General features: G+C 61.7%; 21 protein-coding genes. 7 read left to right on the top strand and 14 right to left on the bottom strand.

Going from position 1 to position 23,055, the window contains the following annotated elements; all coding sequences use genetic code 11:
- The first annotated feature begins 10 nt into the window (after positions 1–10).
- A complete protein-coding gene (locus tag IPJ76_08780; protein QQR88287.1) occupies positions 11–2,002 on the top strand; it encodes a CotH kinase family protein in 1,992 nt (663 codons plus the stop codon).
- On the opposite strand, the gene purQ is transcribed toward IPJ76_08780, so the two are convergent.
- Together purQ and IPJ76_08790 are read right to left on the bottom strand one after the other, a co-directional pair.
- The gene (purQ, locus tag IPJ76_08785; protein ID QQR88288.1) at positions 1,982–2,668 is read right to left on the bottom strand and encodes a phosphoribosylformylglycinamidine synthase subunit PurQ; all 687 of its coding nucleotides are present in this window, start codon (positions 2,666–2,668) and stop codon (positions 1,982–1,984) included. The genes IPJ76_08780 and purQ overlap by 21 nt on opposite strands.
- A gap of 34 nt (positions 2,669–2,702) precedes the next feature.
- Positions 2,703–3,698: a hypothetical protein gene (locus IPJ76_08790; protein ID QQR88289.1), complete on the bottom strand. Its 996-nt coding sequence runs from the start codon at positions 3,696–3,698 to the stop codon at positions 2,703–2,705.
- Positions 3,699–3,747: 49 nt separating this feature from the next.
- Here IPJ76_08790 and IPJ76_08795 point away from each other — a divergent pair, with 49 nt between their 5' ends.
- Positions 3,748–3,927: a hypothetical protein gene (locus tag IPJ76_08795; GenBank protein ID QQR88290.1), complete on the top strand. Its 180-nt coding sequence runs from the start codon at positions 3,748–3,750 to the stop codon at positions 3,925–3,927.
- 9 nt (positions 3,928–3,936) lie between these two features.
- Here the strand turns inward: IPJ76_08795 and purD are convergent, their stop codons facing one another.
- From purD to IPJ76_08820, 5 genes are all read right to left on the bottom strand, one after another.
- Positions 3,937–5,244, bottom strand: a complete 1,308-nt coding sequence (gene purD / locus IPJ76_08800; protein QQR88291.1) for a phosphoribosylamine--glycine ligase — start codon at positions 5,242–5,244, stop codon at positions 3,937–3,939.
- Between the two features lie 155 nt (positions 5,245–5,399).
- Positions 5,400–6,029, bottom strand: coding sequence for a redoxin family protein (locus IPJ76_08805; protein ID QQR88431.1), 630 nt, complete (start codon positions 6,027–6,029; stop codon positions 5,400–5,402).
- A gap of 97 nt (positions 6,030–6,126) precedes the next feature.
- A complete protein-coding gene (locus IPJ76_08810; protein QQR88292.1) occupies positions 6,127–6,357 on the bottom strand; it encodes a type II toxin-antitoxin system HicA family toxin in 231 nt (76 codons plus the stop codon).
- Entirely contained in the window at positions 6,354–6,581 is a 228-nt protein-coding gene (locus IPJ76_08815; protein QQR88293.1) for a type II toxin-antitoxin system HicB family antitoxin, read from the bottom strand. Before IPJ76_08815 ends, IPJ76_08810 begins: the two co-directional genes overlap by 4 nt.
- 381 nt (positions 6,582–6,962) lie before the next feature.
- On the bottom strand, positions 6,963–8,177 hold the full coding sequence (locus IPJ76_08820) for an acyl-CoA dehydrogenase family protein (protein QQR88294.1): 1,215 nt from the start codon (positions 8,175–8,177) through the stop codon (positions 6,963–6,965).
- 100 nt (positions 8,178–8,277) lie between these two features.
- Between IPJ76_08820 and IPJ76_08825 the strand changes: the two genes are divergently transcribed.
- Entirely contained in the window at positions 8,278–8,928 is a 651-nt protein-coding gene (locus tag IPJ76_08825) for a DUF4271 domain-containing protein (GenBank protein QQR88295.1), read from the top strand.
- Positions 8,929–8,940: 12 nt separating this feature from the next.
- The gene (locus IPJ76_08830) at positions 8,941–9,870 is read left to right on the top strand and encodes a uroporphyrinogen-III synthase (protein QQR88296.1); all 930 of its coding nucleotides are present in this window, start codon (positions 8,941–8,943) and stop codon (positions 9,868–9,870) included.
- A gap of 107 nt (positions 9,871–9,977) precedes the next feature.
- On the opposite strand, the gene IPJ76_08835 is transcribed toward IPJ76_08830, so the two are convergent.
- The 3 genes from IPJ76_08835 to IPJ76_08845 all read right to left on the bottom strand — a co-directional run bounded on the left by IPJ76_08835 (position 9,978) and on the right by IPJ76_08845 (position 12,262).
- The gene (locus tag IPJ76_08835) at positions 9,978–10,172 is read right to left on the bottom strand and encodes a hypothetical protein (protein ID QQR88297.1); all 195 of its coding nucleotides are present in this window, start codon (positions 10,170–10,172) and stop codon (positions 9,978–9,980) included.
- A gap of 209 nt (positions 10,173–10,381) precedes the next feature.
- Positions 10,382–11,830, bottom strand: a complete 1,449-nt coding sequence (sufB, locus tag IPJ76_08840) for a Fe-S cluster assembly protein SufB (GenBank protein QQR88298.1) — start codon at positions 11,828–11,830, stop codon at positions 10,382–10,384.
- 105 nt (positions 11,831–11,935) lie between these two features.
- Complete coding sequence (locus IPJ76_08845) at positions 11,936–12,262, bottom strand: iron-sulfur cluster assembly accessory protein (protein QQR88299.1); 327 nt, start codon at positions 12,260–12,262, stop codon at positions 11,936–11,938.
- A gap of 157 nt (positions 12,263–12,419) precedes the next feature.
- Between IPJ76_08845 and dinB the strand changes: the two genes are divergently transcribed.
- From dinB to IPJ76_08860, 3 genes are all read left to right on the top strand, one after another.
- Positions 12,420–13,646, top strand: a complete 1,227-nt coding sequence (gene dinB / locus IPJ76_08850) for a DNA polymerase IV (protein QQR88300.1) — start codon at positions 12,420–12,422, stop codon at positions 13,644–13,646.
- Between the two features lie 111 nt (positions 13,647–13,757).
- Positions 13,758–14,255, top strand: coding sequence for a hypothetical protein (locus tag IPJ76_08855; protein ID QQR88301.1), 498 nt, complete (start codon positions 13,758–13,760; stop codon positions 14,253–14,255).
- Between the two features lie 158 nt (positions 14,256–14,413).
- Positions 14,414–16,834: an ABC transporter permease gene (locus tag IPJ76_08860; GenBank protein QQR88302.1), complete on the top strand. Its 2,421-nt coding sequence runs from the start codon at positions 14,414–14,416 to the stop codon at positions 16,832–16,834.
- 2 nt (positions 16,835–16,836) lie between these two features.
- On the opposite strand, the gene IPJ76_08865 is transcribed toward IPJ76_08860, so the two are convergent.
- The 4 genes from IPJ76_08865 to IPJ76_08880 form a co-directional block, all read right to left on the bottom strand.
- Entirely contained in the window at positions 16,837–17,976 is a 1,140-nt protein-coding gene (locus tag IPJ76_08865) for a T9SS type A sorting domain-containing protein (protein QQR88303.1), read from the bottom strand.
- Between the two features lie 61 nt (positions 17,977–18,037).
- Positions 18,038–18,595 carry an NAD(P)H-dependent oxidoreductase gene (locus tag IPJ76_08870; protein ID QQR88304.1) on the bottom strand — a complete coding sequence of 186 codons (558 nt, stop codon included), beginning with the start codon at positions 18,593–18,595 and terminating at the stop codon, positions 18,038–18,040.
- Between the two features lie 38 nt (positions 18,596–18,633).
- On the bottom strand, positions 18,634–19,926 hold the full coding sequence (locus IPJ76_08875) for a TolC family protein (protein ID QQR88305.1): 1,293 nt from the start codon (positions 19,924–19,926) through the stop codon (positions 18,634–18,636).
- The gene (locus tag IPJ76_08880; GenBank protein QQR88306.1) at positions 19,923–23,036 is read right to left on the bottom strand and encodes an efflux RND transporter permease subunit; all 3,114 of its coding nucleotides are present in this window, start codon (positions 23,034–23,036) and stop codon (positions 19,923–19,925) included. The genes IPJ76_08875 and IPJ76_08880 overlap by 4 nt, the downstream gene beginning before the upstream one ends.
- Between the last annotated feature and the right edge of the window lie 19 nt (positions 23,037–23,055).

Raw genomic sequence — 23,055 nt, forward strand, 5'->3', positions numbered from 1 at the left:
CTTTCGGCCGGTGAACACCCCCCGGTCAATAGCCACGTTGCTTTTGGTCCTCTTGGGTGCGGCTGCGGCCGCTCAAGGGCTGTTGATCAATGAGGTTTATTGCACTGGCCCTGGGCCGGACCGTGTCGAACTGCTCAATGCGGCTGCTCGACCCGTCGCGCTGGAGGGCTTACGGTTTTCCATGGAGGAACGTAGCGCGCGGCTGCGGACCGAACGCGTGCTGGCTGCCGGTGAGCGGTGCGTGGTGGTCTTCTCCGGCAAGGGAGCGGGCACGGATACCGTCCCGTTCGGATTGCCTGCTACCGGGGGCACGCTGCTATTGATCGCGCCGGATGGCCAACACATTCTCGATGTTGCGGCTTGGCCTTCCATGCCTTCCGGCGCGTCCATTGGCCGCCAACCAGATGGGACCACGGGTTGGAGCTTCTTCGTGGAACATTCGTTGGGCCTAGCCAATGCTGCTGCGCCACGCCTGCGTCGGATCTGCCCCATACCGCTGGCATCAGTGCCGGCCGGTCGGGTGCCACCAGGCACGCGGGTCCGTTTTTCTTCCGATGGTGAGGGCGAGGTGCGCTGGTCCTTGGATGCCGGAGCGGCGCTGTCCGAGGATGGCCGATCAGCGTCGGAGGAGGTTGTCATCCGCCAGAGTGCTGCGGTGCGCGTTCAAGTGTTCAGCGATGATGCATTGCCGAGCAAGGTCATCACCTTCACCTATGTGGTCGAGGAGGGGGTGTTGCCCGTGATCGCGTTGTCGGTGCCGGACAGTTGTCTCACGAGCAGGCAGCCCGGCCGCGGAACCACTGAAGGAGTGGGCGCTCCATCCCTGATGGTGGATTGGCGTGAAAGCGGAAGCGGATCGCGAAGCCTGCCCAAACGCAACTTCAAGCTTGCTGCCACCAGCCACCAACGCTTCAAGCTGCCGAACGGATGGAACGGCCGCGAACTGATGCTTCGCGCTGACGCAAGCCCGCATGCCTTCATGCGCAACACGTTCATGGAGCACATCGTGGCCAAGACCGGGGCGAACGTTGCCGTACAATCTTCCTTGCCGGTGGACCTCTACCTCAATGGGCGCTACCACGGTCTCTATCGCGCCATGCCGCCCAAGGACGAGGATTGGTTGCGCACGCTGCACAACGCCGAGGCATTCGATGTCCTGCATGGCCCATCGTTGCGCAAGGTGGACGGCGACCGCACGCACTTTCACGATGCGTACGAGGCATTGCTGGCCGGCTCGTCAATGGACACGTTGGAGCGCTTGGTCGATGTGGCCAGCCTCATCGACCTCGCTTGCTTCGACCTGTGGACCGGCCGCGCCGACCATGACCTGAACGTGCGGTGCTATCGCCCCAAGGAACCCGGTGGCCGCTGGCGTTGGGTATTGTACGACATGGACCTATGGGCGCCGGTGGAGGAGAACAGCTTGATGCGCATGTGCAGCGAGGCCGTGCCTGTTGCGCCCTATCTGCCGCAGTTGTTAAGGCACCCGGATCTGCGCGACCGCTTCCTTGCGCGTATTGTGGCGCTCAAAGCGACGGTGTTTTCGCCAGTGGTAAGCCTGGCATTGGCGGATAGTCTGTTCGAAGCACATCACGCCGCGTTGACCACGGATCACGCATTGTGGTCCGGGCGTATGAACATGCCCGGGCCGGAAGACACGTACAACGAACTCTCGAGGTTCTGCACGGAACGCGGAACGAATGTGATGGCCATGCTGGCAGCTCGAATGCGGAGGAAACTTGTGCCGATGGAGGTTGCCGTTTCACCATCGGCAGGCGGAACCGTTCATGTGGAAGGGCTGGCACTTGCCAACGGGAAGACGCGGTTCCAGGCGTTCGCCAAGGTCCCTCTTGAGCTGCAAGCCTTGCCTGCGGAGGGTTGGGTGTTCGTAGGATGGAAGAACGGTGACGATGATCCCGTGCTCGTTGTGGACCCTGCAGATCAGCCTAAGGTGATCGCGGTCTTCAGACGCTCAGCCGGTTCAAGCAACAACGGCTTGTAGCAGGCCGGTGAACAGCGCCTTGCCGTCCGTGTTGCCCAGCCGTGCATCGGCGGCGCGCTCCGGGTGCGGCATCATGCCGAACACATTGCGACCGGCATTGCAAACACCTGCGATGTTCTCCAAGCTTCCGTTCGGGTTGGCGTCGGCGGTCACTTTTCCCTGCTCGTTGCAGTAGCGGAACAGAACCTGCTTGTTCGCGTTCAGTTCCTTGATGGTGCGCTCATCAGCGTGGTAGCGCCCTTCTCCGTGCGCGATGGGGATCTTCAGGGCACCGGGCTTCAGTGCGCTGGTCAGCGCGGTATCGTTGGTCTGCACCGTTATATGAACGTTGCGGCACACGAACTTCTGTCCGGCGTTGTGCAGGAGCGCCCCCGGGAGCAGACCGGCTTCGCACAGTACCTGGAAGCCATTGCACACGCCGAACACCAGACCGCCGTTGGCCGCATGCGCGCTCACTTCCTGCATGATGGGCGAGAAGCGCGCGATGGCGCCGCTGCGGAGGTAGTCGCCGTAGCTGAAGCCGCCGGGCAGCACGATCAGCTCGCAACCGCGCAGGTCGTGGTCCTTGTGCCAGAGGCGCTCAACGGTGGCGCCCATGGCAGCCAGCACGTGCACCATGTCCTCATCGCAGTTCGATCCCGGGAAGGTGACCACGCCGCACTTCATGTTCTTCGGTTAAACGCGGCGAAAGTAGGTGCCGTCAGGGGAGCGTGGGGGCCGTCCATTGCGCGGCGCAGCCGATGGCCAACAAGGTGAGCAACGTCACCTCCGCCAGCCAGACGCGCTGCATGTTCAGCAACGGGTAGCTCAGCACTACGCTCAGCGGCATCGCCAACAGCACGGAGGGAAAGGTCCCGTTCACCCATGCCTCCAGGCCGATGATGGCGAGCACCGACCAGCACAGCGCCAGGAAGGCCGAACGGGTGTTGCGCATGCGCATGATGGCCTTCTGGTAGCTGCGGAAGAACCGGAGCACGGCGCTCAACGCCAGCGGAACAAGCACCAGCAGGAGCAGTACGGCCTTACGCCCTCCTGGAAGTGCGGGATGCGCGGCTGGCACCATGCTCCGCACGGGTTCCATTGGCGCCCACCCGCCCAGGCGCAACACGCCCCAGCAGAAGTAGAATACCAATAGCGTCCCCGCCAAGGGCATCGCATACTCCCGCCAGTTGAAGGAACGCGCCACGCTCACTGCTGCCCAAACAGGCACCACCATGAACGCATAAGGGAAGTAGAAGAGCGCCGCCAAGCCAACGAGCATGCCGCTGCGGAAGAGGGCGCCGATGACAATGGGTCGGCCTTGGATGGCCCACACGAGCCGGAACGAGAAGACCAGTGGGACCGCACCGATGAGCGCAGGTTGGAACAGTGGTCCGGGCACGGTCCCCATTAAAAGAACTAAGAGCAGGGCAGGCATCCGGTTGCGCCGGTCGAACAGCTCGGCGTTGTTGGCCGTGCTGGCCAGAAGCACCGCAAGGCCCGAGGCCACGGCAATGGCAATGGCGCCTTGCAGCCAAGGTGCATGCGCGGTCAACCCGTTCAAGGCCCTGAACAAGGGCATACTGGCGCCGTTGCCCAGTGCCGCCGGGTACAAGGGCTGCACCCACCACAGCACGGCCATTACAGGGAGCAGCAGGAACAGCACGATCGGCTGGTCGGTGCGGAAGGGTGCTGCGAGGACTTTGGGACTGACCATGCCGGTGTTGGGGCGCGTCTATATTTGCCCGCGTTCAACGGAACCCGTCATGACCCAATTCTGGCACAGCCTCGGACACGGAATACAATGGCTTTTGGAAGGCTTGGTGGTCATGGGCTGGGGCCCGGTGGTGCTTTTCAGCATCATCATGGCCATTGGTGCCATCTATTGGATGATGCTCCAAGGCCGGTACAACCGCAAGGCGAAAGAGACCGGCGGTCATCTGTAGTCTTACCGTTCAGTGGGCGGTGGCGGCTTTTTGTGCCGGACGCTTCACCACGTCGTGCCCGATATCGCTACGGCACATCTTGCCTTCGTAGTTGATCACGGTGGTGGCCATATAGGCGCGCGCAATGGCGTGCTCCACGTCCTTTCCGAAGGCGGTTACCGATAGCACTCGGCCGCCATTGCTCACCAAGCGGTCCCCCTTCATGGTCGTTCCGGCTTGGAACACATGCGCATCGCGCACCATGTCGAGGCCACTGATGGCTTTGCCTGTGACCGGTGCGGCGGGGTAACCTTGGCTGGCCAGCACCACGGTCACGGCGGTGCGGTCATCCACGTCGATGTGGCGTTCGCTCAGCGTATTGGAAGCGATGCCCTCGAAGAGGTCGAGGAGATCGCTGCGCAGGCGCGGGAGCAGCACTTGGGTTTCCGGATCGCCCAAACGCACATTGTATTCAATGACGTACGGCTCGTTGTTCACGTTCATGAGCCCCATGAAGATGAAGCCTTGGTACGGGATCCCATCGGCTTCCAGGCCGCGGATGGTAGGCGCCGCCACGCGGTCGTGCACCTTCTGCATGAAGTCTTTGTCGGCCGCGGGCACAGGGCTCACCGCTCCCATGCCGCCGGTGTTGGGGCCGGTGTCGCCATCACCCACGCGCTTGTAGTCCTTTGCTGCGGGCAGCATCTTGAACGACTTGCCATCGGTGATCAGGAAGGCGCTCACCTCGGTGCCCTTCAGGAATTGTTCGATCACCACGCGCTCACCAGCAGTGCCGAAGCTCTTGCCGCTGAGCATGCCCTTCACGGTCTTCTCGGCCTCCTTCAGGTCGCTGGTGATCACCACGCCTTTGCCGGATGCAAGTCCATCGGCTTTGATGACGTACGGCGCTGCCACCTTGCCCAAGTGCTCAACTGCAGCGTTCACCTCGTCCTTGCCGAAGCTGCGGTGCGCGGCAGTGGGGATGTTGTGGCGGAACATGAACTCCTTCGCGAAGTCCTTGCTGCCCTCGAGCATCGCGCCGGCCTTGCGCGGGCCGATCACCGTGATGTCCTTCAACTGCGGGTCTTCGGCGATACGATCGTGCAGGCCGTCCACCAGTGGTTGCTCGGGCCCCACCACCACCATCTTGATCTTCTTCTCCAGCAGGAAGGACCGCAGCGCCTTGTGGTTGTTGATGTCCACTGCGGCTGCACGGCCGTGGCGCGCGCTGCCCGGATTGCCCGGGGCCACGTACAGTTCATCGAGCAGGGAGCTCTGCGCGATCTTCCACGCCATGGCGTGTTCGCGACCGCCGGAGCCGATCAACAGGACGTTCATGCCTTCCTTCTTTCGCGCAAAGGAAGCCGCAACGCCCGCCGCGCACCGCACAACTTATCGACAGGCTGTGGAAGGGCGGAAAAGACGAAGCCCTTTGTCGGTTCTCGACTGCGCTCGAACTGACAAAGGGCTTCGTGGAAGATCGCTGCGAACGATCAGTGCGTGTGCGCCACGCGCTTGATGCTGCAGCCTTGGTTGCGCGTGGTGGGCGGATCGATCGGTTTGCCGGCCGCCATGTTCTCAACGGCGCGATCGAGCCAATGCTCTTTCACTGCTGCGGCACTGCCCACGTTGTCGTCGATGGCGCCGGTGTAAACGAGTTTCATGTTCTTGTCGAAGAGGAAAACGTGCGGCGTGGTGCGTGCACCGAACGCGTCGGCCACCTTGTGGTCCTTGTCCACCACATACAGGCCCTTGTAGTTGTTGGCGGTGTAGTGCTCCTTCATCTTATCGAAGCTGTCATCGCCTGCGCGCTTGGCTTCGTTGCTGTTCACGAGGATGAAGCCCACATCGTTCTTCTTGCTCAACGTGGCGAGCGCTGGGTAGCGGTTCTGCCAGCCTTCGCTGCCATCGCTGCCCACCACGAAAGGACAGGTGTTGCAGCTGAAGATGACGAGCAGGCCATTGGCGCCCGCGGCTTGTTTCAGGGTCACCTCTTTGCCGCTCACGTCCTGCATGGCTTGGTCGGGCAGTGGGAGCGAGGCACCAACGGAAAGGGTAACGATCTCGTGCGGGGCGGCGGCCAGCAAGGCAGCGGCACCGATGGGAAGAAGCAGTTTGGCGATCATGGCAACAGGAGTTTTTGTTGAGGAGGACGAAGCTACCGGGTGGAACAGCGTCGCGTGCCCCAGAGACGTGTGAAAAAGGGTGAAGCCGAACTGGTCAGCCGTTGAGTGCGGCAACAAACTCTTCCGGTGTCGCCTGGATCTCGTTCAGGATTTTCCGGATCAGTGGTCGAGAGATGTCCTGCCCTTTGTGGTGTGGAATGGTGGTGTATCGCCCATCCGGATGTCGATAGAAGACATGGCTTCCTTTCTGACGGACAATAACGAAGCCCCACTTGAGCAGGATGCGCTCAAATGTCCGCGCATCAACGATGGGCAATTTGCTCATACTGCGATGGAGAACGACTGAAGACCGATGAACTCAGGGAGGGCTTTGATCTCGTCCTCGCTCATCTCTTCCAAACAGAGTTCCACTACTTCCTTCAGGTTGACCTGCAGGTCGTCCAAGCTCTTCGCTTGCGTATGCGCACCGGGGATGCTCGGAACCATGCCGATGTACAACCCTGTTTCGGGGTCGCGCTCTATGTGTGCGGTGAACTGGATGTTGCGCATGGTGCTCAAATGTAGGCCAGGGAGTAGTTGACTAGCCTTTGGCTCAGGATCGCGGGTGCTGCACCCCAAGAACGACCTTCATTAGAGACCTACAGAGGAAAGGCACTCGGTGTGACAGGCTGCGCATGTCCGTTGACGCAGTCCGGCGTTGATGGCTCCCAGCCCTTTTCCGGAATGCAGACAGAAGTCGACTTCGCGACAAACTCAACGGGAAGAGGCGCGATATAGGCCACGTCCTCGTACGTTCTCGGCTCCCCGCGAACATTGCTCGCGCAAATGATGAAGCCCCGTTTGCATGCGGCGCACTCCATTGCAAGTAGGGCTTGCGTGCAATGTGGACAGGCAAAGCGACGAACCAGAGCGAGGTTGTCCATTCAGGACCTACTTGAACGCCGCCAGTCCCGTCACCTCCGCGCCCGTGATGAGCAAGTGAATGTCGTGCGTGCCTTCGTAGGTCACCACGCTTTCCAGGTTCATCATGTGGCGCATGATGGGGTACTCGTTGGTGATGCCCATGCCGCCGAGGATCTGCCGTGCCTCGCGGGCCACGGTGAGCGCCAGGTGCACGTTGTTGCGCTTGGCCATGCTGATCTGCTGCGTGGTGGCGCGGCCTTCGCTGCGCAGCACGCCCAAGCGCCACGTGAGCAGTTGCGCCTTGGTGATCTCCGTGATCATCTCGGCGAGCTTCTTCTGCGTGAGCTGGAAACCACCGATGGGTTTGCCGAACTGCACGCGCTGTTTGCTGTACCGCAATGCCGTGTCGTAGCACTCCATGGCCACGCCGAGCGTTCCCCAGGCAATGCCGTAGCGCGCACTGTCGAGGCAGCCGAGCGGCGCGCCGAGGCCGCTCTTGTTCGGCAGCAGGTTGGCCTTGGGCACCTTCACGTTGTCGAACACCAGCTCGCCCGTGGGACTGGCGCGCAGCGAAAGCTTGCCGTGCGTGGTGGGCGTGGTGAAGCCTTCCATGCCGCGCTCCACAATGAGGCCGTGGATGCGCCCTTCGGTGTTCTCCGCTTTCGCCCACACGATGGCGAGGTCGGCGAAGGGAGAGTTGCTGATCCACATCTTGGCACCGTTCAGCAGGTAGTGGTCGCCCTTGTCCTGGAACGTGGTGACCATGCCGCCCGGATTGCTGCCGTGATCGGGTTCGGTGAGGCCGAAGCATCCGATCTTCTTGCCCTGCACCATGTCGGGCAGCCATTTCTTCTTCTGCTCTTCGCTGCCGTATTTCCAGATGGGGTACATGGCCAGCGAACCCTGCACACTGCACAGGCTGCGCAAACCGCTGTCGCAGCGTTCGATCTCCTGCATGATCAAGCCGTAGCTGATCTGGTCCAATCCCGGACCGCCGTATTCCTCCGGCACGAAGGGACCGAACGCCCCGATCTCCGCCAAGCCGGGAATGATGTCCTTGCTGAACTCCGCCTTCTCGAACCGCTCCTCGATGATCGGCTTCAGGTGCTTGCTCACGTGCTGGCGTGCCGTGTCGCGGATCAGCTTCTGTTCTTCCGTGAGCAGCTCGTCCACCAAGTAGTGGTCGTGGGCTTGGAACTGGTCGGTGGCGGAACTCTTCTTGGTGGCGGTGGCGGTGCTCATGGTTCTGTTGAAAGCGCGGCGAAAGTAGCGCAGTGCTTCCGCGGGCACCCCGCCTAGTTTCGCGGCTCAAATGGAGCCGGTGCTACGAACGCACGACGTCATGAGCGAGGGCTGGACCGGTCTGGTGCTCCTCGGGGTCCTTGTGGTGCTGGCCTGGACCAACGTGCGGGACCACAAGAAGTGGGCAGTTCTATGGGACAGCGTAAAACGCTTGCGGCTCGGCCAGCAGACCATGCGCGACGACATCAGCCTGCGCGACCGCGGTTGGATCGCCTTGCAAGTGGCGGCCATGTTATTGGTGGGCCTCTTCGTGCACCAATGGACGGCATGGAGCGGTGTGGCTTCGGGCTGGTCCGCGTTCCTTATCGTGTTGGGTGGCGTGGTCTGTATCACCGCAGCGCAACTCCTGCTCATCCGCCTCACCGGCTGGTTTTTCGTCATGGATCAGGGGCTGGGCGAGTACCTCTACACCTGCCTGTTGCTGTTCATCGCGTTTGCACTGTTGCTGCTTCCGGTGAGCATTGTGGCCGCCTACTTGCCAGCGGCACGCAACGGTGCGCTGCTGGTGGGTGCCGGCATCCTGGTGATCATGGTGGTTTACCGATGGTTCAGGGCTGCCGTCATCGGCCTGGCCCAGGGGGTGGGTCTCCGTGCCATCTTAATTTACATTTGCGCCCTCGAAATCCTACCTGCCGCTTTGGCGGCACAAGCCATCGCGCAACACGCCCGCTCGATCCCTGAACCTGTTTAAGACGCGCCCCGCTTGAAGATCAAGACCATCCTTGTCACCCAGCCGGAACCAGTGGGCGAAAAGTCGCCGTACCATGATCTGTCGAAGAAGGCCAACGTGAAGATCGACTTCCGTCCCTTCATCAAGATCGAGCCTATCGCGGGCCAGGATTTCAGGCAGGACCGAGTGAACATCCTCGACCACAGCGCGGTGATCTTCACCAGCCGCAATGCGGTGGACCACTTCTTCCGCATCGCCAAGGAGGTGCGCGTGAACGTGCCCGAGATGATGAAGTATTTCTGCGTGAGCGAGAGCGTCGCCTACTACGTGCAGAAGTACATCGTGTACCGCAAGCGCAAGGTGTTCATCGGCAAGCAGACGTTCGGCGATCTGATGGACGTGATCAAAAAGCACCGCGACGAGAAGTTCCTCGTGCCGTGCACCGACATCCAGAAGCAGGAGATCCCAGAACTGCTGGACAAGGCGGGTATCGCTTACACCAAGGCCGTCATTTACCGCACGGTGGCCGCCGACCTCCGGGACCTGAAGGAAGTGAAGTACGACATGCTCGTGTTCTTCAGCCCGGCCGGTATCGAAAGCCTGAAGAAGAACTTCCCCGACTTCACGCAGAACGGCACCATCATCGCCGCGTTCGGTCCCACGACGGTGAAGGCTGTGCGCGATGCAGGCCTGCGCCTCGACATCGAAGCACCACTGCCCGAAGCGCCGAGCATGACGGGCGCCATCGAACTGTACATCAAGCGCCTGGCGAAAGGACAAACAGGCCCTTTGGCGCCGCCACCACCGCCTGCTCCCGCCCCCGCCAAAGTGGCCAAGCCACAAGCAGGTCCGGTGAAGAAGGCCGTGAGCGCTGTGGTGAAGAAGGTGGTGAAGGCGGTGAAGCCTGCGGACAAGAAGGCTGCGCCGAAGAAGGCGGCTAAGCCGGCGACCAAGAAGAAGTAGGGCTCCTTCGCCCGCAGGGAAAGCTGGTCCGGTACGCGAGGGTGCTGGTGCCGTTGATAAGGCCTGCGGGGCGCTGAACACTACGGCAGTTGGACTTCGACGTCGGATCAACGGCGGTTGACCCGGAAATCGATGTTCTCCGGTGGGTCATGAACGAGCAGTCGGCATGCTGGGTTCGCCATGTCCAACAAAGCCGAATCCCTCGGATCCCAGATGAACACTGGCAGCGGATCCTGGACAACGATGCGCCCATAAGTGTATTCCGGATCGTCCTTCGCATGCAGGACGAACGTATCGTTCACGACGCACCATGAACCACGAGTGTCATAGTTCGTACCAGCCATATGTCGCTCGTACCGAAATGTGGAGTCCACTTTCAGTTCGAACATCCGGATACTGAACGTGCCCTCGTTGTAGGCCGACACGAGAACCGGTGTCGGGTCATCATCTTTGGGTGGAGTGCAAGACAGGGCAAGGCCAACGAAAGCGGATACGCAGAGGAGAGGGCGGATCATCCAACGCTTCCCTCAAGCGACACTGCCAGCAACTTCTGCGCTTCCACCGCGAATTCCATCGGTAGCTGGTTGAGCACCTCCTTGCAGTAGCCGTTCACGATGAGGCTTACGGCCTTTTCCGTTTCGATGCCCCGTTGGTTGAGGTAGAAGATCTGGTCCTCTCCGATCTTGCTCGTGGTGGCTTCGTGCTCCACCATGGCGCTGGGGTTCTCGCTCTCGATGTACGGGAAGGTGTGCGCGCCGCAGCGATCGCCGAGCAGCAATGAATCGCACTGGCTGAAGTTGCGCGCGCCTTTTGCGCCCTTGCCGATCTTCACCAAGCCCCGGTAGCTATTGTTGGAAAAACCCGCGCTGATGCCCTTGCTCACGATCGTGCTCTTCGTGCCCTTGCCGATGTGGGTCATCTTGGTGCCCGTGTCGGCTTGCTGGCGGTTGTTCGTTACGGCAACACTGTAGAACTCGCCGGTGCTGTGATCGCCTTTCAGCACACAGCTCGGATACTTCCAAGTTATCGCGCTGCCCGTCTCCACCTGCGTCCAGCTGATCTTGCTGCGATCGCCGAGGCACATGCCGCGCTTCGTTACGAAGTTGTAGATGCCGCCCTTGCCTTCCTTGTCGCCGGGATACCAGTTCTGGACGGTGCTGTACTTGATCTCCGCATCCTTCAACGCAACGAGTTCAACAACAGCGGCGTGCAGTTGGTGCTCGTCGCGGATCGGTGCGGTGCAGCCTTCGAGGTAGCTCACGTACGCGCCTTCATCGGCGATCAGCAGGGTGCGCTCGAACTGGCCGGTCATGGCCTCGTTGATCCGGAAGTAGGTGCTGAGTTCCATCGGGCAGCGCACACCCGGCGGGATGTAGCAGAAGCTGCCGTCGCTGAAGACCGCGCTGTTGAGCGCAGCGAAGTAGTTGTCCGTGCGGGGAACGACGGTGCCGAGGTACTTCTTGATCAGCTCGGGATGCTCCTTCACCGCATCACTGAACGAGCAGAAGATGATGCCCTTCTCCTTCAGCGTCGCTTGGAACGTGGTCTTCACGCTCACGCTGTCGAACACGATGTCCACGGCCACACCAGCGAGGCGCTTCTGCTCCTCCATGCTGATGCCCAGCTTCTCGAAGGTCTTGATCAGCTCGGGATCCGCTTCGTCGAGGCTGTTGAGCGTGGGCTTCTTCTTCGGCGCGCTGTAGTAGTAAGCGTTCTGGTAATCGATCTTCGGGTAGTGCACATGTGCCCACGAGGGCTCTTCCATCTTCTGCCACAGGCGGAAGGCCTCGAGCCGCCACTCCAGCATCCACTCCGGCTCCTCCTTCTTCTTGCTGATGAAGCGCACGATGTCCTCGTTCAGCCCTTTCGCCGCCTTCTCGCTCTCGATGTCCGTGACGAAGCCGTAGGCATACTCTTTCGAGGTGACCTCGCGGAGGATATCGTCGGTGTCCTGGGCCATGGCTCAGAGTTCATACTGCAAAGGGCGCGAAGGACGCAAAGAGGCCCAGCCACCCTGTGCATTTCCCTTTGCGCTCTTTGCGGTATCCATTTCTCTTGGTGTTCTTCAGATGCTGAAGCTCTCCCCGCACCCACAGGTACGTGAAGCATTGGGGTTCACGAACTGGAAGCCCTTGCCGTTGAGGCCGCCACTGAAATCGAGGGTGGTGCCCAGCAGGTACAGCAGGCTCTTCTTGTCCACCACCACCTTCACCCCGTTGTCCTCGAAGACCTTGTCGCCGTCTTTCATTTGGTCGTCGAACACGAGGTCGTACATGAGGCCGGAGCAACCTCCGCCTTTCACGCCTACGCGTACAAAGTGTTGGGGCCCACGTCCTTCCGTGCCAAGTAGTTTGGTGACCTCGCTCTTGGCGTTCTCGCTGACCTTGATCATTGGCTTGTGTGGAATGATTCTAAGCGAACCGTTCCGGCCCGCAAAGGTACCTAGGAAGGGGGCAGTTTCCATGGGGGATGAACTTCGATCGTGGAGACAATGCTCGCCCGCGCTACTTTCTAGGCCCACGGATCGACGGAAAACCCGTCCGCCGCCCATGAACGCCCTCGACCAACGCAACATCCTCCATCTCGATCTCGACAGCTTCTTCGTGAGCGTGGAGTGCATCGCCCGCCCGGAACTGAAGGGCAAGCCCGTGATGATCGGCGCCGACAGCGACCGCGGCGTGGTGGCCAGTTGCAGCTACGAGGCACGCGCCTTCGGCATCCGCAGCGCCATGCCCATGCGCATGGCCAAGCAGCTCTGTCCGGAGGCCATCATCCTGCGCGGCAACAGCGGCGAGTACATGAAGAAGAGCGACGAGGTGACGGAGATCATCCGCAGCAAGGTGCCGCTGTTCGAGAAGACGAGCGTGGACGAGTTCTACGTGGACTTCACCGGCACCGAGAAATTCTTCGGCGCGCTGAAGCTGGCCACCGAACTGCGCCAGTACATCAGCAAGGAAACGGGCCTGCCCAACAGCTTCGGGCTGAGCATCAACAAAACGGTGAGCAAGGTGGCCACCAATACCGCGAAGCCGAACAACTTCAGGCAGGTGGAACGCGGCACCGAGAAGCCCTTCCTCGCGCCGATGGCGATCGAGGCCATCCCCGGCGTGGGCGAGAAGACCGCGCACCTGCTGCGCAGCATGGGCGTGATGAAGATCCACACCATGCAGGAGCTGCCCATCGACCTGATGCAACGGGTGCTGGGCGAGCACGGCCCCGTGCTGTGGCGCAAGGCCAACGGCATCGACGACAGCCCCGTGATCGCGTGGCACGAGCGCAAGAGCATCAGCACGGAGCGCACCTTCGAGCGCGACACCATCGATGTGGTGAAGCTGCGCGGCATGCTCACCGCCATGGCCGAGAGCCTCGCCTTCCAACTGCGCAAGGGACAAAAGCTCACCAGCTGCGTGGCCGTGAAGGTGCGCTACGCCGATTTCGAAACGCACACGCAGCAACAGCGCATCGGCTACACGGCCTGCGATCACATCATCCTGCCGCTGGTGCATGAGCTCTTCAGGAAACTCTATGACCGGCGCCAACGCATCCGCCTCATCGGGGTGCGCTTCAGCCACCTGGTGGGCGGCGGCCACCAAATGGATGCTTTCACCGATACCCAGGAGGCCATGAACCTCTACCAAGCCATGGACAAGATCCGCCAGCGCTTCGGCGACCGCACCGTGATGCGCGCCAGCGGCATGGAGGCGCGCAGCATAGGCCGCATGGACAATCCCTTCGATGGGCAGGCGCCCGTGCTGCTGGCGAACAGGCGGACGTGATGTAGGCGGGCGACGTTCAGGGAAGCCACATATTTGAGGTGGATCACACGCGCCTTGACAGTTGAGCAGTGCATAAAACTCGGACGGGGGACAGCCCTGATGTCGTTCCTGATGGGAACGATCATTGTCGCGCTTTACTACTGGACTTCATCAAGCGAACTGCTCATCGCGGGTTATTGGTTCATCGTTGTGGCAGCACTGGTCAACGTCGCTGTTCTGACCGCGCTGCTGGTAAAGGCATCCAAAGCGAGGACGGAGAAGAAGCTGCTGATCACTTGCGGACTGATGCTATTGAACATCCCTGTTGCGGTCGGGTACATGCTGTTGGTGGTGACACTGCTGGATACGATGCGGATCACGTTCACCAATATGACGAACACGCCCATTACTGACATCAGCATCGAGGGATGCGAGGCCGAGCACATCGACGAATTGGAGGTTGGGGAAAGCCGGACCGTCTGGATAAGCATCTCGGGCGATTGCGACATAGCCGTCGACTTTTTGTCCAATGGAACACGCAAGCGGGAAATCGTAGCCCCATACGTTACCTCTTCGATGGGACAGAAACTGGAACACAACATTGGTGGGCGACATGGAACAGGTCTTTGAAGTCGGGCTCCACGGATGAGCATAGCGCGGTTGCTGCTGGCGAACAGGCGGACGTAGGACTTTCGTCGGGCGCAGCCCCCAACCATCCATCACAACCCCAACGCCAACGCACCCTGCTCTTACGGCGGGTCCTTGGCTTGGCCACCTTGGCGCACCCCATGTTCCGCAACTACCTCCTCATCGCTTGGCGCACGCTCAAGCGCGACAAGCTCTTCACGGCCCTCAACATCATCGGCCTGGCCATCGGTGTGGTGGCCTGCATGCTCATCTACATCTACGTGCAGGATGAACTGAGCTTCGATGCGCACCACGCCAAGAGCGACCGTACCTACCGCATCCAGTCGCACTTCAACTTCGGCGACCAGAGCGACGACTTCGGCCTCACGCAGTTCGCCATGGTGCCCACGCTGCTGCAGGAGTACCCGGAGATCGAGAGCGGCAGCTGGCTCTACACCCTCAACAAGTGCAGCTTCAACTACAAGGGCCAGAACTTCATTGAGGACGATGGCTACTACGCCGACACGGCCTTCTTCCGCACCTTCGACTACCACTGGCTGAGCGGCGGGCCGCACGCGCTGGACGAGCCGGACAACCTGGTGATAACGCAGCGCCTGGCCAACGAGATGTTCGGCGCCGAGGAGCCCTTGGGCAAGTTGGTGGAACGCAACGGCCGCACCCTGAAGGTGGCGGGCGTCATCGACGAGAAGGCGTACAACACGCACATCGTGCCGGGTTGCTTCCTAAGTCTGCTGGGCATGCCGCCGCAGGCGCGCGAGCAACTCATGAGCGGTTGGGGCCAGGTGAGCAGCTACGGCTACCTGGTGCTGGCGCCGGGCAGCACGGCCGAGACCTTCCAGCCCAAGATGGACGCCTTCATGAAGAAGTACATCCTGCCATTCTGGCAACAGGACGCGGGCTTCAAGGGCACAATGCGCTTCAACCTGGAACCGCTGAAGGATGTGCACTTCAACAACGACCTCATCTACGACACGCCCAGGAAGGGCAACCGCGCGTACGTCACCTTGCTCAGCATCGTGGCGGTGCTCATCCTGGCCATTGCGTGCATCAACTACATCAACATGAGCACGGCCGATGCCACGCGCCGCGCCAAGGAGGTGGCCTTGCGGAAAGTCAGCGGTGCGCAGCGCGGGCAACTGGTGGTGCAGTTCATCGGCGGCAGCGTGCTCATTGCAGTGCTGGGCATTGTGGTGGCGTTGGTTCTGCTGAAGCTGGCCTTGCCCGTGTTCAACGAACTGAGCGGGAAGGAGATCGGCATGGGCCACGTGCTCAGCGGCGGTTTCGCGGGCGTGGTGATGCTCATCGTGCTGGCCATCGGCGTGCTCGCCGGCAGCTACCCGGCGTTCTTCCTCAGCCGTTTCGCGCCGCAGCTGCTGCTGAAGGAAGGCGTGGCCGGTGGGGCAGGGAAGGGGCGCGTGCGCAAAGTGCTCATGGCCGCGCAGTTCGGCATTGCGCTCTTCATGGTGGTGGGCACGCTGGCCGTGTTCGCGCAGTTGCATTGGCTGCGCACCAACGACATGGGCCTGCGCAAGGAGAACGTGCTGCTGGTGAAGATGCCATCGCCGCATCCGGAAGACACCCTGAAGTGGGACGCCCTACGGCCCATGAAGACCGAGCTCATGCGCGAGAGCTTCGTAACGGCCGCGTCGTTCGCCGACAACACGCCGGGCGGCGGCACCCAACGCTGGGTGCTGCGCGCCAAAGGCCCGCAAGGCAACATCGACAAGCCGCTGCCGGCCATGAGCTGCGATGCCGACTACCCCGCGCTCATCGGCATGGAGTTCACGCAAGGGCGCACCTTCGATCCGAAGATCCCCACCGACCAGGACGGCAGCATCATCGTGAACGAAGCCCTGGTGAAGGCCTTCGGGTGGACGGACCCGCTGAACGAAAAGCTTTACGTGCCCGGGGACAGCGTGGACCAGGAACTGAAGATCATCGGGGTGGTGAAGGACTTCCACTACACCAGCTTGCACACGCCCATCGAGCCCATCGCCATCTTCCAGGGCAACCCGCGCTACGGCGTGAACAACCTGCTGCTGCGCCTGGCCCCCGGCGATGTGCAAGCGCAGCTGAAGACGCTGGAAGGCCGCTTCAAGGCGCTGCAGCCGAACGCGCAATGGGACGCGACTTTCCTGGATGCCAGCATAGCCGAGCTCTACCAGGCCGAGGACAAGCTCTTCCGCGTGTTCTCCGCCTTCGCCGTGCTCACCATCCTGCTCACGGTGATGGGACTCTACGGTCTGGCCTACTTCACGGCACGGCAACGCACGCGCGAGATCGGCATACGCCGCGTGATGGGCGCACCGGTGCTGGACATTGTGCGGCGCCTGAACACCGAGTTCGTGGTGCTGCTGGGGCTGGCGCTGCTGGTGGCGTTCCCGCTCGCCTTCTACGCCATTGGCCGCTGGCTGGAAACCTTCGCGTACCACACCACCATCTCACCGGTGCTCTACGCCGCTGCGCTGCTGCTCACGCTGTTGGTTACCGTGCTCACCGTTACCGTGCAGGCCTACCGCGCCGCCGTCGCCGATCCGGTGAAGGCGTTGAGGTATGAGTGAGCTCAGTTGAGGACCATCTTCAACGTGGACCGGGCGCCACTTTCGTCCGCGATGCACACCACGTAGCTGCCGCGCGGCAATAGTGCCAGGTCCAGTGTGGTTGTGTTGCTGGGCGCCATGTGCACCGCGAGCACTTTGCGCCCCGACAGGTCGAAGATGGCCACACCGGTGATGCCCCGCCCGGAAACGGTGACGGCATCGGAGGCCGGTTGCGGGTACAGCACCGGACGCTGCACAGCGGCCGTGGGTGCCACGGAGAGCGTGCCGCACGCCAGCGTGTGCTGCTGGAAGAAGTCCCACATGAGGTCGTTGGCGTTCGCCACCTGCGAGGGCGGGTCGCCGATGCCGGTCTGCGCGCCGCCCGGCCAGCTGTGGCCGCCGTCGTGGGTCATGTACAGCAGCACTTCCTGCTGGCAATCGCATTGGTGCCAGCGCACCACGGTAAGGTCGGTATTGTCCAGCACGGTGTCGTTCAGCACGGCGCAATTGGCGTGCAGCGCGAAGGCCGTTTGCACGCTGTCCTGCGGCGAGTTGTAGTGGTTGCTCACGCCGTTGCCGATGCCGCCCAGGTAGGGCACGCTTTCGTCCAGGTAGGAGTGGATGCCGATGACGGGCACGGAGCGCGCGGGCTGGCACGCGTCGATGGTCATACTTGCGCTCACGGGTGCAATGGCCGCTAGGCGTTCGCTCAGTTCGCACGCCAGCCGGTAGCTCATGAAGCCGCCGTTGCTCATCCCGGTGGCGTAGATGCGCAGGGTGTCGATGGCCAGCTCGGTAATTAGGGTATCGAGCAGCGCATCGATGAAGCCGACATCGTCCACGTTGTTGTTCATGGCGTAGCCGCAGCACCCGCCCGCGTTCCAGGTGCGGATGTTGAGCGGACTGGCCACGCCATCTGGGTACACCACGATGAAGCCTTCCTGCTCGGCCTTGTCGCTCAACAGCGATTGCGTTTCCAGCTGTGGGCCGCTGCCGAAACCGCCGTGCATGGCGATCACCAACGGCAATTGGGCCGATCCGTCGTACACCGAAGGCAATCGCACGGTGTATGTGCGTTGGAGGCCACCCACGAGGATGCTGTCCGGTTGAGCGGATAGCTGTAGCGCACAGAGCCCGAAGATGAACGTGGAAAGTCTAAGCATGTGGAAGTTCTTACCGGTTGGGACGTGCACGAGAGGAAAAGGTTCAACGATCCCGGTCGGGTCAGGCCTGCATCCTCTTCTTGGCCTCAATGGCCCACAGTAGCTCATCCATGAAGGCCTTGGTGCGCTTGGCCCATCCCTCGGGGTCGGCGGGCGTGCCGTCCTCACCGAAGGCTTCCTGCACCTTGGGCACGGGCAGCATGGCGGGCACCACCCAGCCTTTGATCTTCCAGAGGGCGAACACGAGCGAGGTGATGCACTGCATGCCGCCGAAGGCACCACCGCTCACGGTGCTGATGGCGATGGGCTTCTTGGCCCAATCGTCGGTGAGCAGGTCCAGCACGTTCTTCAGGCTGGCGGGTGCGCTCCCGTTGTACTCGGGGGTTACGATCACCACGCCATCGGCCTTGCGGATGCGCTCCGCGAAATCGACAACGCTAGCGGCCGGTTCCTTCATGTTCTTGATGCGCTCATCGAAGAGCGGGAAGTTGAACGCGAGCAGATCGAGCATATCCACGGTGTGGCCGCTCTGCTCGATGGTGCGTTGGAGATGAAGGGCCACGCGGTGGCTCTTACGACCGGTGCGCACGCTGGCGCTGATGAGGGCGATGTGTGCCATGTTCAGTTGTTCGTTCGTGATGTTGATCTGGTCCCCGTTCACACCAACCTTCCTGCCAGCCACTTCAGTTGCAGCTCCGCCAGCTTCGCCTCGTAGCGCGCCACCAGCAAGCGCTGTTCAGCATTCACCAGACCAAGCTGCACATCGCGCAACTCCACGGCGGAGATGGAGCCGATGCGATAGCTCTCCAGTGCCACATCGCTCTGCGTGCGCGCACCGGTGAGGTTCTGCTCTTCCAGGGCCACGCGCTGGTTGGCAGTGGTGTAGGTCGTCCACGCGTTAAGGATGCTCTCCTCCAAATTGAGTTCCGCCTGTTGGGTGGTGAGCGCGGCCTGCTCGCGGCTCAATTTGGCCACTTCCATCGCACTGCGCGCCTGGAAGCCGCGGAACAACGGGATGCTCAAGCGCGCGCCGTAATCCGGACCGAGCGCCTGGTTGCTTTGCAGGATGCCCACTGCACTAGTGCTCTTGGTGTAGCTGTAGTTCGCGAAGATGTCCACCTGTGGAAGGAGCGCACCGCGCAGTTCCTTCACGCTGAGGTCCGCCGCGATCTGTTGTTGACGGGTCTGTTGCAGTGTACTGTTCGCTTGACGTGCGGCTTGCTGGATCTGTGCAAGGTCCAGCGGTTCAGTACCCGGCACTTCCGCAGCGACTTCCACCGGCGTGGATGGATCGCGGCCCATGAGCGCGTTGAGCCGTGAAGCGGTCACGGCTTCCTGCACGTGCAGGTCGAGTACGAGGGCGCTGTCGGTGCTGAGGTCGAGGCGGGCCTGCACCAGGTTCAATCCGCTGGCGCTGCCGATGCGCGCGCCGGTCTCGGTGATGCTCAGGCGTTCGCTGCTGATCCGCACGCCTTCGCGCTGCACACCGATGGCTTTGCGCACCTGCACGAGCTGGTAGTAAGCGGCGAGCACGTTGTAGGTCGTGGCCTCGATCTGCTGTTTCAGTTGAGTCTGACCGATCAGCTCCAACGCTTCGAGCCTGTCCTTTGTCGCGAACATCGCCAGGCCATTGAAGACGGTCCAGTTCAGTTGCACGGCGGCATCCAGCACACGCTGGTCGGCATTGTCAGCTTCGCGTGTTTCCCCGCTGAAGAAGGTCTGCTTCGTGCTGCTGTTGTCGATGCTGTACTGCCCGACGGCATCCACCGTGGGCAGCATGCCCGCGTTCTCCGCGCTGTTCAGCAGCTCGGCGCTCTTGGCATCGAGGTGCGCCAGACGGACACCGTGGTTCTGCTCCACAGCGATACCCACGGCTTCTTCGGCGGTGAGTACCTGTGCTGGAATGATCAGCGAAGGCAATAGGAACAAGAAGGCCAGTAGCGTTCTCATGCGTGCGCGGGTTTTGTACCCTCCTCCGGTCGACCCGGTGGGTCGACGCTACGGTCGGTATCAACTGGTTCCACTTCGCGTGACATGTAGCTGTACAACGCCGGCACCACATACAGTGTCAAGATCAACGCGAACAGCAGCCCACCGATGATGGCAACACCCATGGGCACCCGGCTCTTCGCGGCAGCACCAAGACCCAACGCAATGGGCAGCACGCCCAGCACCGTGGCGAGACTGGTCATGAGTATCGGGCGGAAGCGCTGGCCGGCAGCATCAACGACCGCTTCCAGCTTCTTCAGCCCTTGCTCTTTGCGCTGGTTCGCGAACTCCACGATGAGGATGCCGTTCTTGGTGACGAGGCCGATGAGCACGATGCCGCCGATCTGCGAGAAGATGTTGAGCGTGTGGCCGCCGATCCAGAGGCTGATCAACGCACCGGCGAGCGCGAGCGGTACGGTGAACATCACCACCAAGGGATCCAGCCAGCTTTCGAACTGCGCGGCGAGGATGAGGAACACGAGGACCAGCGCGAGCAACAGCGCGAAGAGCACACTGCTTCCGCTCTCGGCGAACTCCTTGCTCACACCGGCGAGCGAGGTGCTGAAGCTGTCGTCCAGGACTTCTTTCGCGATGCGGTCCATGGCTTCGATGCCGTCGCCGATGGTGTAGCCTTCGGCCGGATCGGCCATCACGGTGGCGCTCACGTAACGGTTGTAGCGGAAGAGCTGCGGCGGCGTGCTGCGGTCGCTCATGCGCACGAGGTTGTCCAGCTGGATCAGTTCGCCCTTGTCGTTCCGGACGTACGCGCTCTTCAGGTCGACGGGCGCGTCGCGGTTGTCGCGCGTGGCCTGACCGATCACCTGGTACTGTTTGCCCTGCGTGATGAAGTAGCCGTAGCGCTGGCCGCTGAAGTAGAGCTGCAAGGTCTCGGCGATGTCCTGCATGCTCACGCCCATGGCGCGCGCGCGGTCGCGGTCGATCTCCACGTTGATCTCCGGCTTGTTGAACTTCAGGTTGAGGTCGGTGACGCGGAAGGTCTTGTCGGCCGCGGCCTTCTCCATGAACTTGGGGATGATCGCGCGCAGCCGCTCGAAGTCCGGTGCTTGTATCACGTACTGCACAGGCAACGAAACGAAACGGCTGCCACCGATCGTAGGCTCCTGGATCACGATGCTCTTCGCCAGGTTGAAGCGCTGCACTTTCCTCATCACATCCTTGGCCAGTTCATCCTGGGTCTTGGTGCGCTCTTCCGGTTGCACGAGCGTGACCCGCACGAAGCCGTTGTTGGTAGACGATGCCGTGCCGAAGCCGGGCGCCGTTACGCTGATCAACGCCTGGCGCTCGGGCATGGTGTCCACCACACCGATGATGTCCGCGAGGTAGGCGTTCATCAGCTCGAAGCTGGTGCCTTCCGGCGCGGTGCTCTGCACCATGAAGCGGCTCTTGTCCTCGGCCGGTGCGAGTTCGCTTTGCAGGTTGAAGAACGCGAGCACGGTGAGACCCAGGCTAACGATGATCACAGGGAACACGAGCCATCGGCGCCGCATGAACGATCCGAGCGAACGTTCGTACGCGCTGGCGAGACCATTGAACCAGCGTTCGGTCACTTCGAAGAAGCGGCTGTGCTTGTCCTTGCGCTTCAGCCAGCGTGCGCTCATCATGGGTGTGAGCGTGAGCGAGACCACCGCACTGATGATCACCGAGCCCGCCACCACCACACCGAACTCGCGGAACAGGCGACCGGTCAAGCCGCTGAGGAAGATGATGGGCAGGAACACCGCCGCCAGCGTGACGGTGGTGCTGATGATGGCGAAGGTGATCTCCTTCGATCCTTCGTGACCCGCCTTCATCGGGTCCATGCCGCCTTCGATCTTGGCGTAGATGTTCTCCAGCACCACGATCGCATCGTCCACCACGATGCCGGTGGAGAGCACGATGGCCAGCAGCGTGAGGATGTTGATGCTGAAGCCCGACACGTACATGATGAAGAACGAGCCGATGAGCGAGATCGGGATCGCCAGCACCGGGATCAAGGTGGTGCGCCAGTTGCGCAGGAAGATGAAGATGATGAGCACCACCAGCCCGAAGGCGATGAGGATGGTTTCCTCAACTTCGAGGATGGCCTTGCGGATGCCGATGGTCGTGTCGAGCGCGACGTTGTAACGGAGGTCCGAAGGCAGGTCCTTCTTGATCTGTTCCACGCGTTGGTAGAACTCGTCCACGATGGCCACGTAGTTGCTCCCGGGCAGTGGGGTGATGGCCACGGCCACTTGCGCCACGCCGCCGTTTCCGCGCAGGAGCGAGCGTTCGTTCTCCGGTCGTAGTTCGGCGTTGCCGATGTCCTTCAGGCGCACCACGGGGCCGCCGTCATCGCGGATGATGAGGTTGTTGAACTCCTCTGCGGTGGTGAGGCGACCGAGCGTGCGGATGCTGAGTTCGGTGTTGAAGCCTTCGATGCGTCCGCTGGGCAGCTCCACGTTCTCGCGGTTCAGCGCGTTGCGCACGTCCACGGGCGTCACGTTGAACCCGGCCATCTTCAGCGGCTCCAGCAGCAGCTTCATGCTGTACTTCTTGTCGCCCCAGATGTTGATGGCGCTTACACCGGGGATCGTCTGCAGGCGCTCCTTGAACACATCGTTCGCGATCTGCGAAAGCTCCAGCAAGTTGCGCTGATCGCTCTGGATGGTCATCGACACGATGGGGTTGCTGTCCGCATCGCTCTTCGCCACGATGGGCGGGTCCACATCCAGCGGCAGGTTGCGCAAACTGCGGCTCACGCGGTCGCGCACGTCGTTGGCGGCGGCCTCCAGGTCCACGTCCAGCTCGAACTCCACGGTGATGGTGCTGCGACCATCGCTGCTCACGCTGGTGAGCGTGCGGATACCCGCGATGCCATTGATGCTCTCCTCCAGCACCTCGGTGATCTGGCTCTCGATGATGTCCGCGTTTGCGCCCACGTAGTTGGTGGTGACCGTGATGATCGGCGGATCAACGCTCGGGTATTCGCGCACGCCGAGGAACCCGAACCCGATGGCGCCGAAGAGCACGATCAGGATCGAGATCACCGATGCGAGCACCGGGCGGTTGATGCTGACGGAGCTGATGTTCATGAACGGCGCAGCTCAGGGT

It is taken from the genome of Flavobacteriales bacterium (assembly GCA_016699575.1).
Lineage (GTDB): Bacteria > Bacteroidota > Bacteroidia > Flavobacteriales_F > PHOS-HE28 > PHOS-HE28.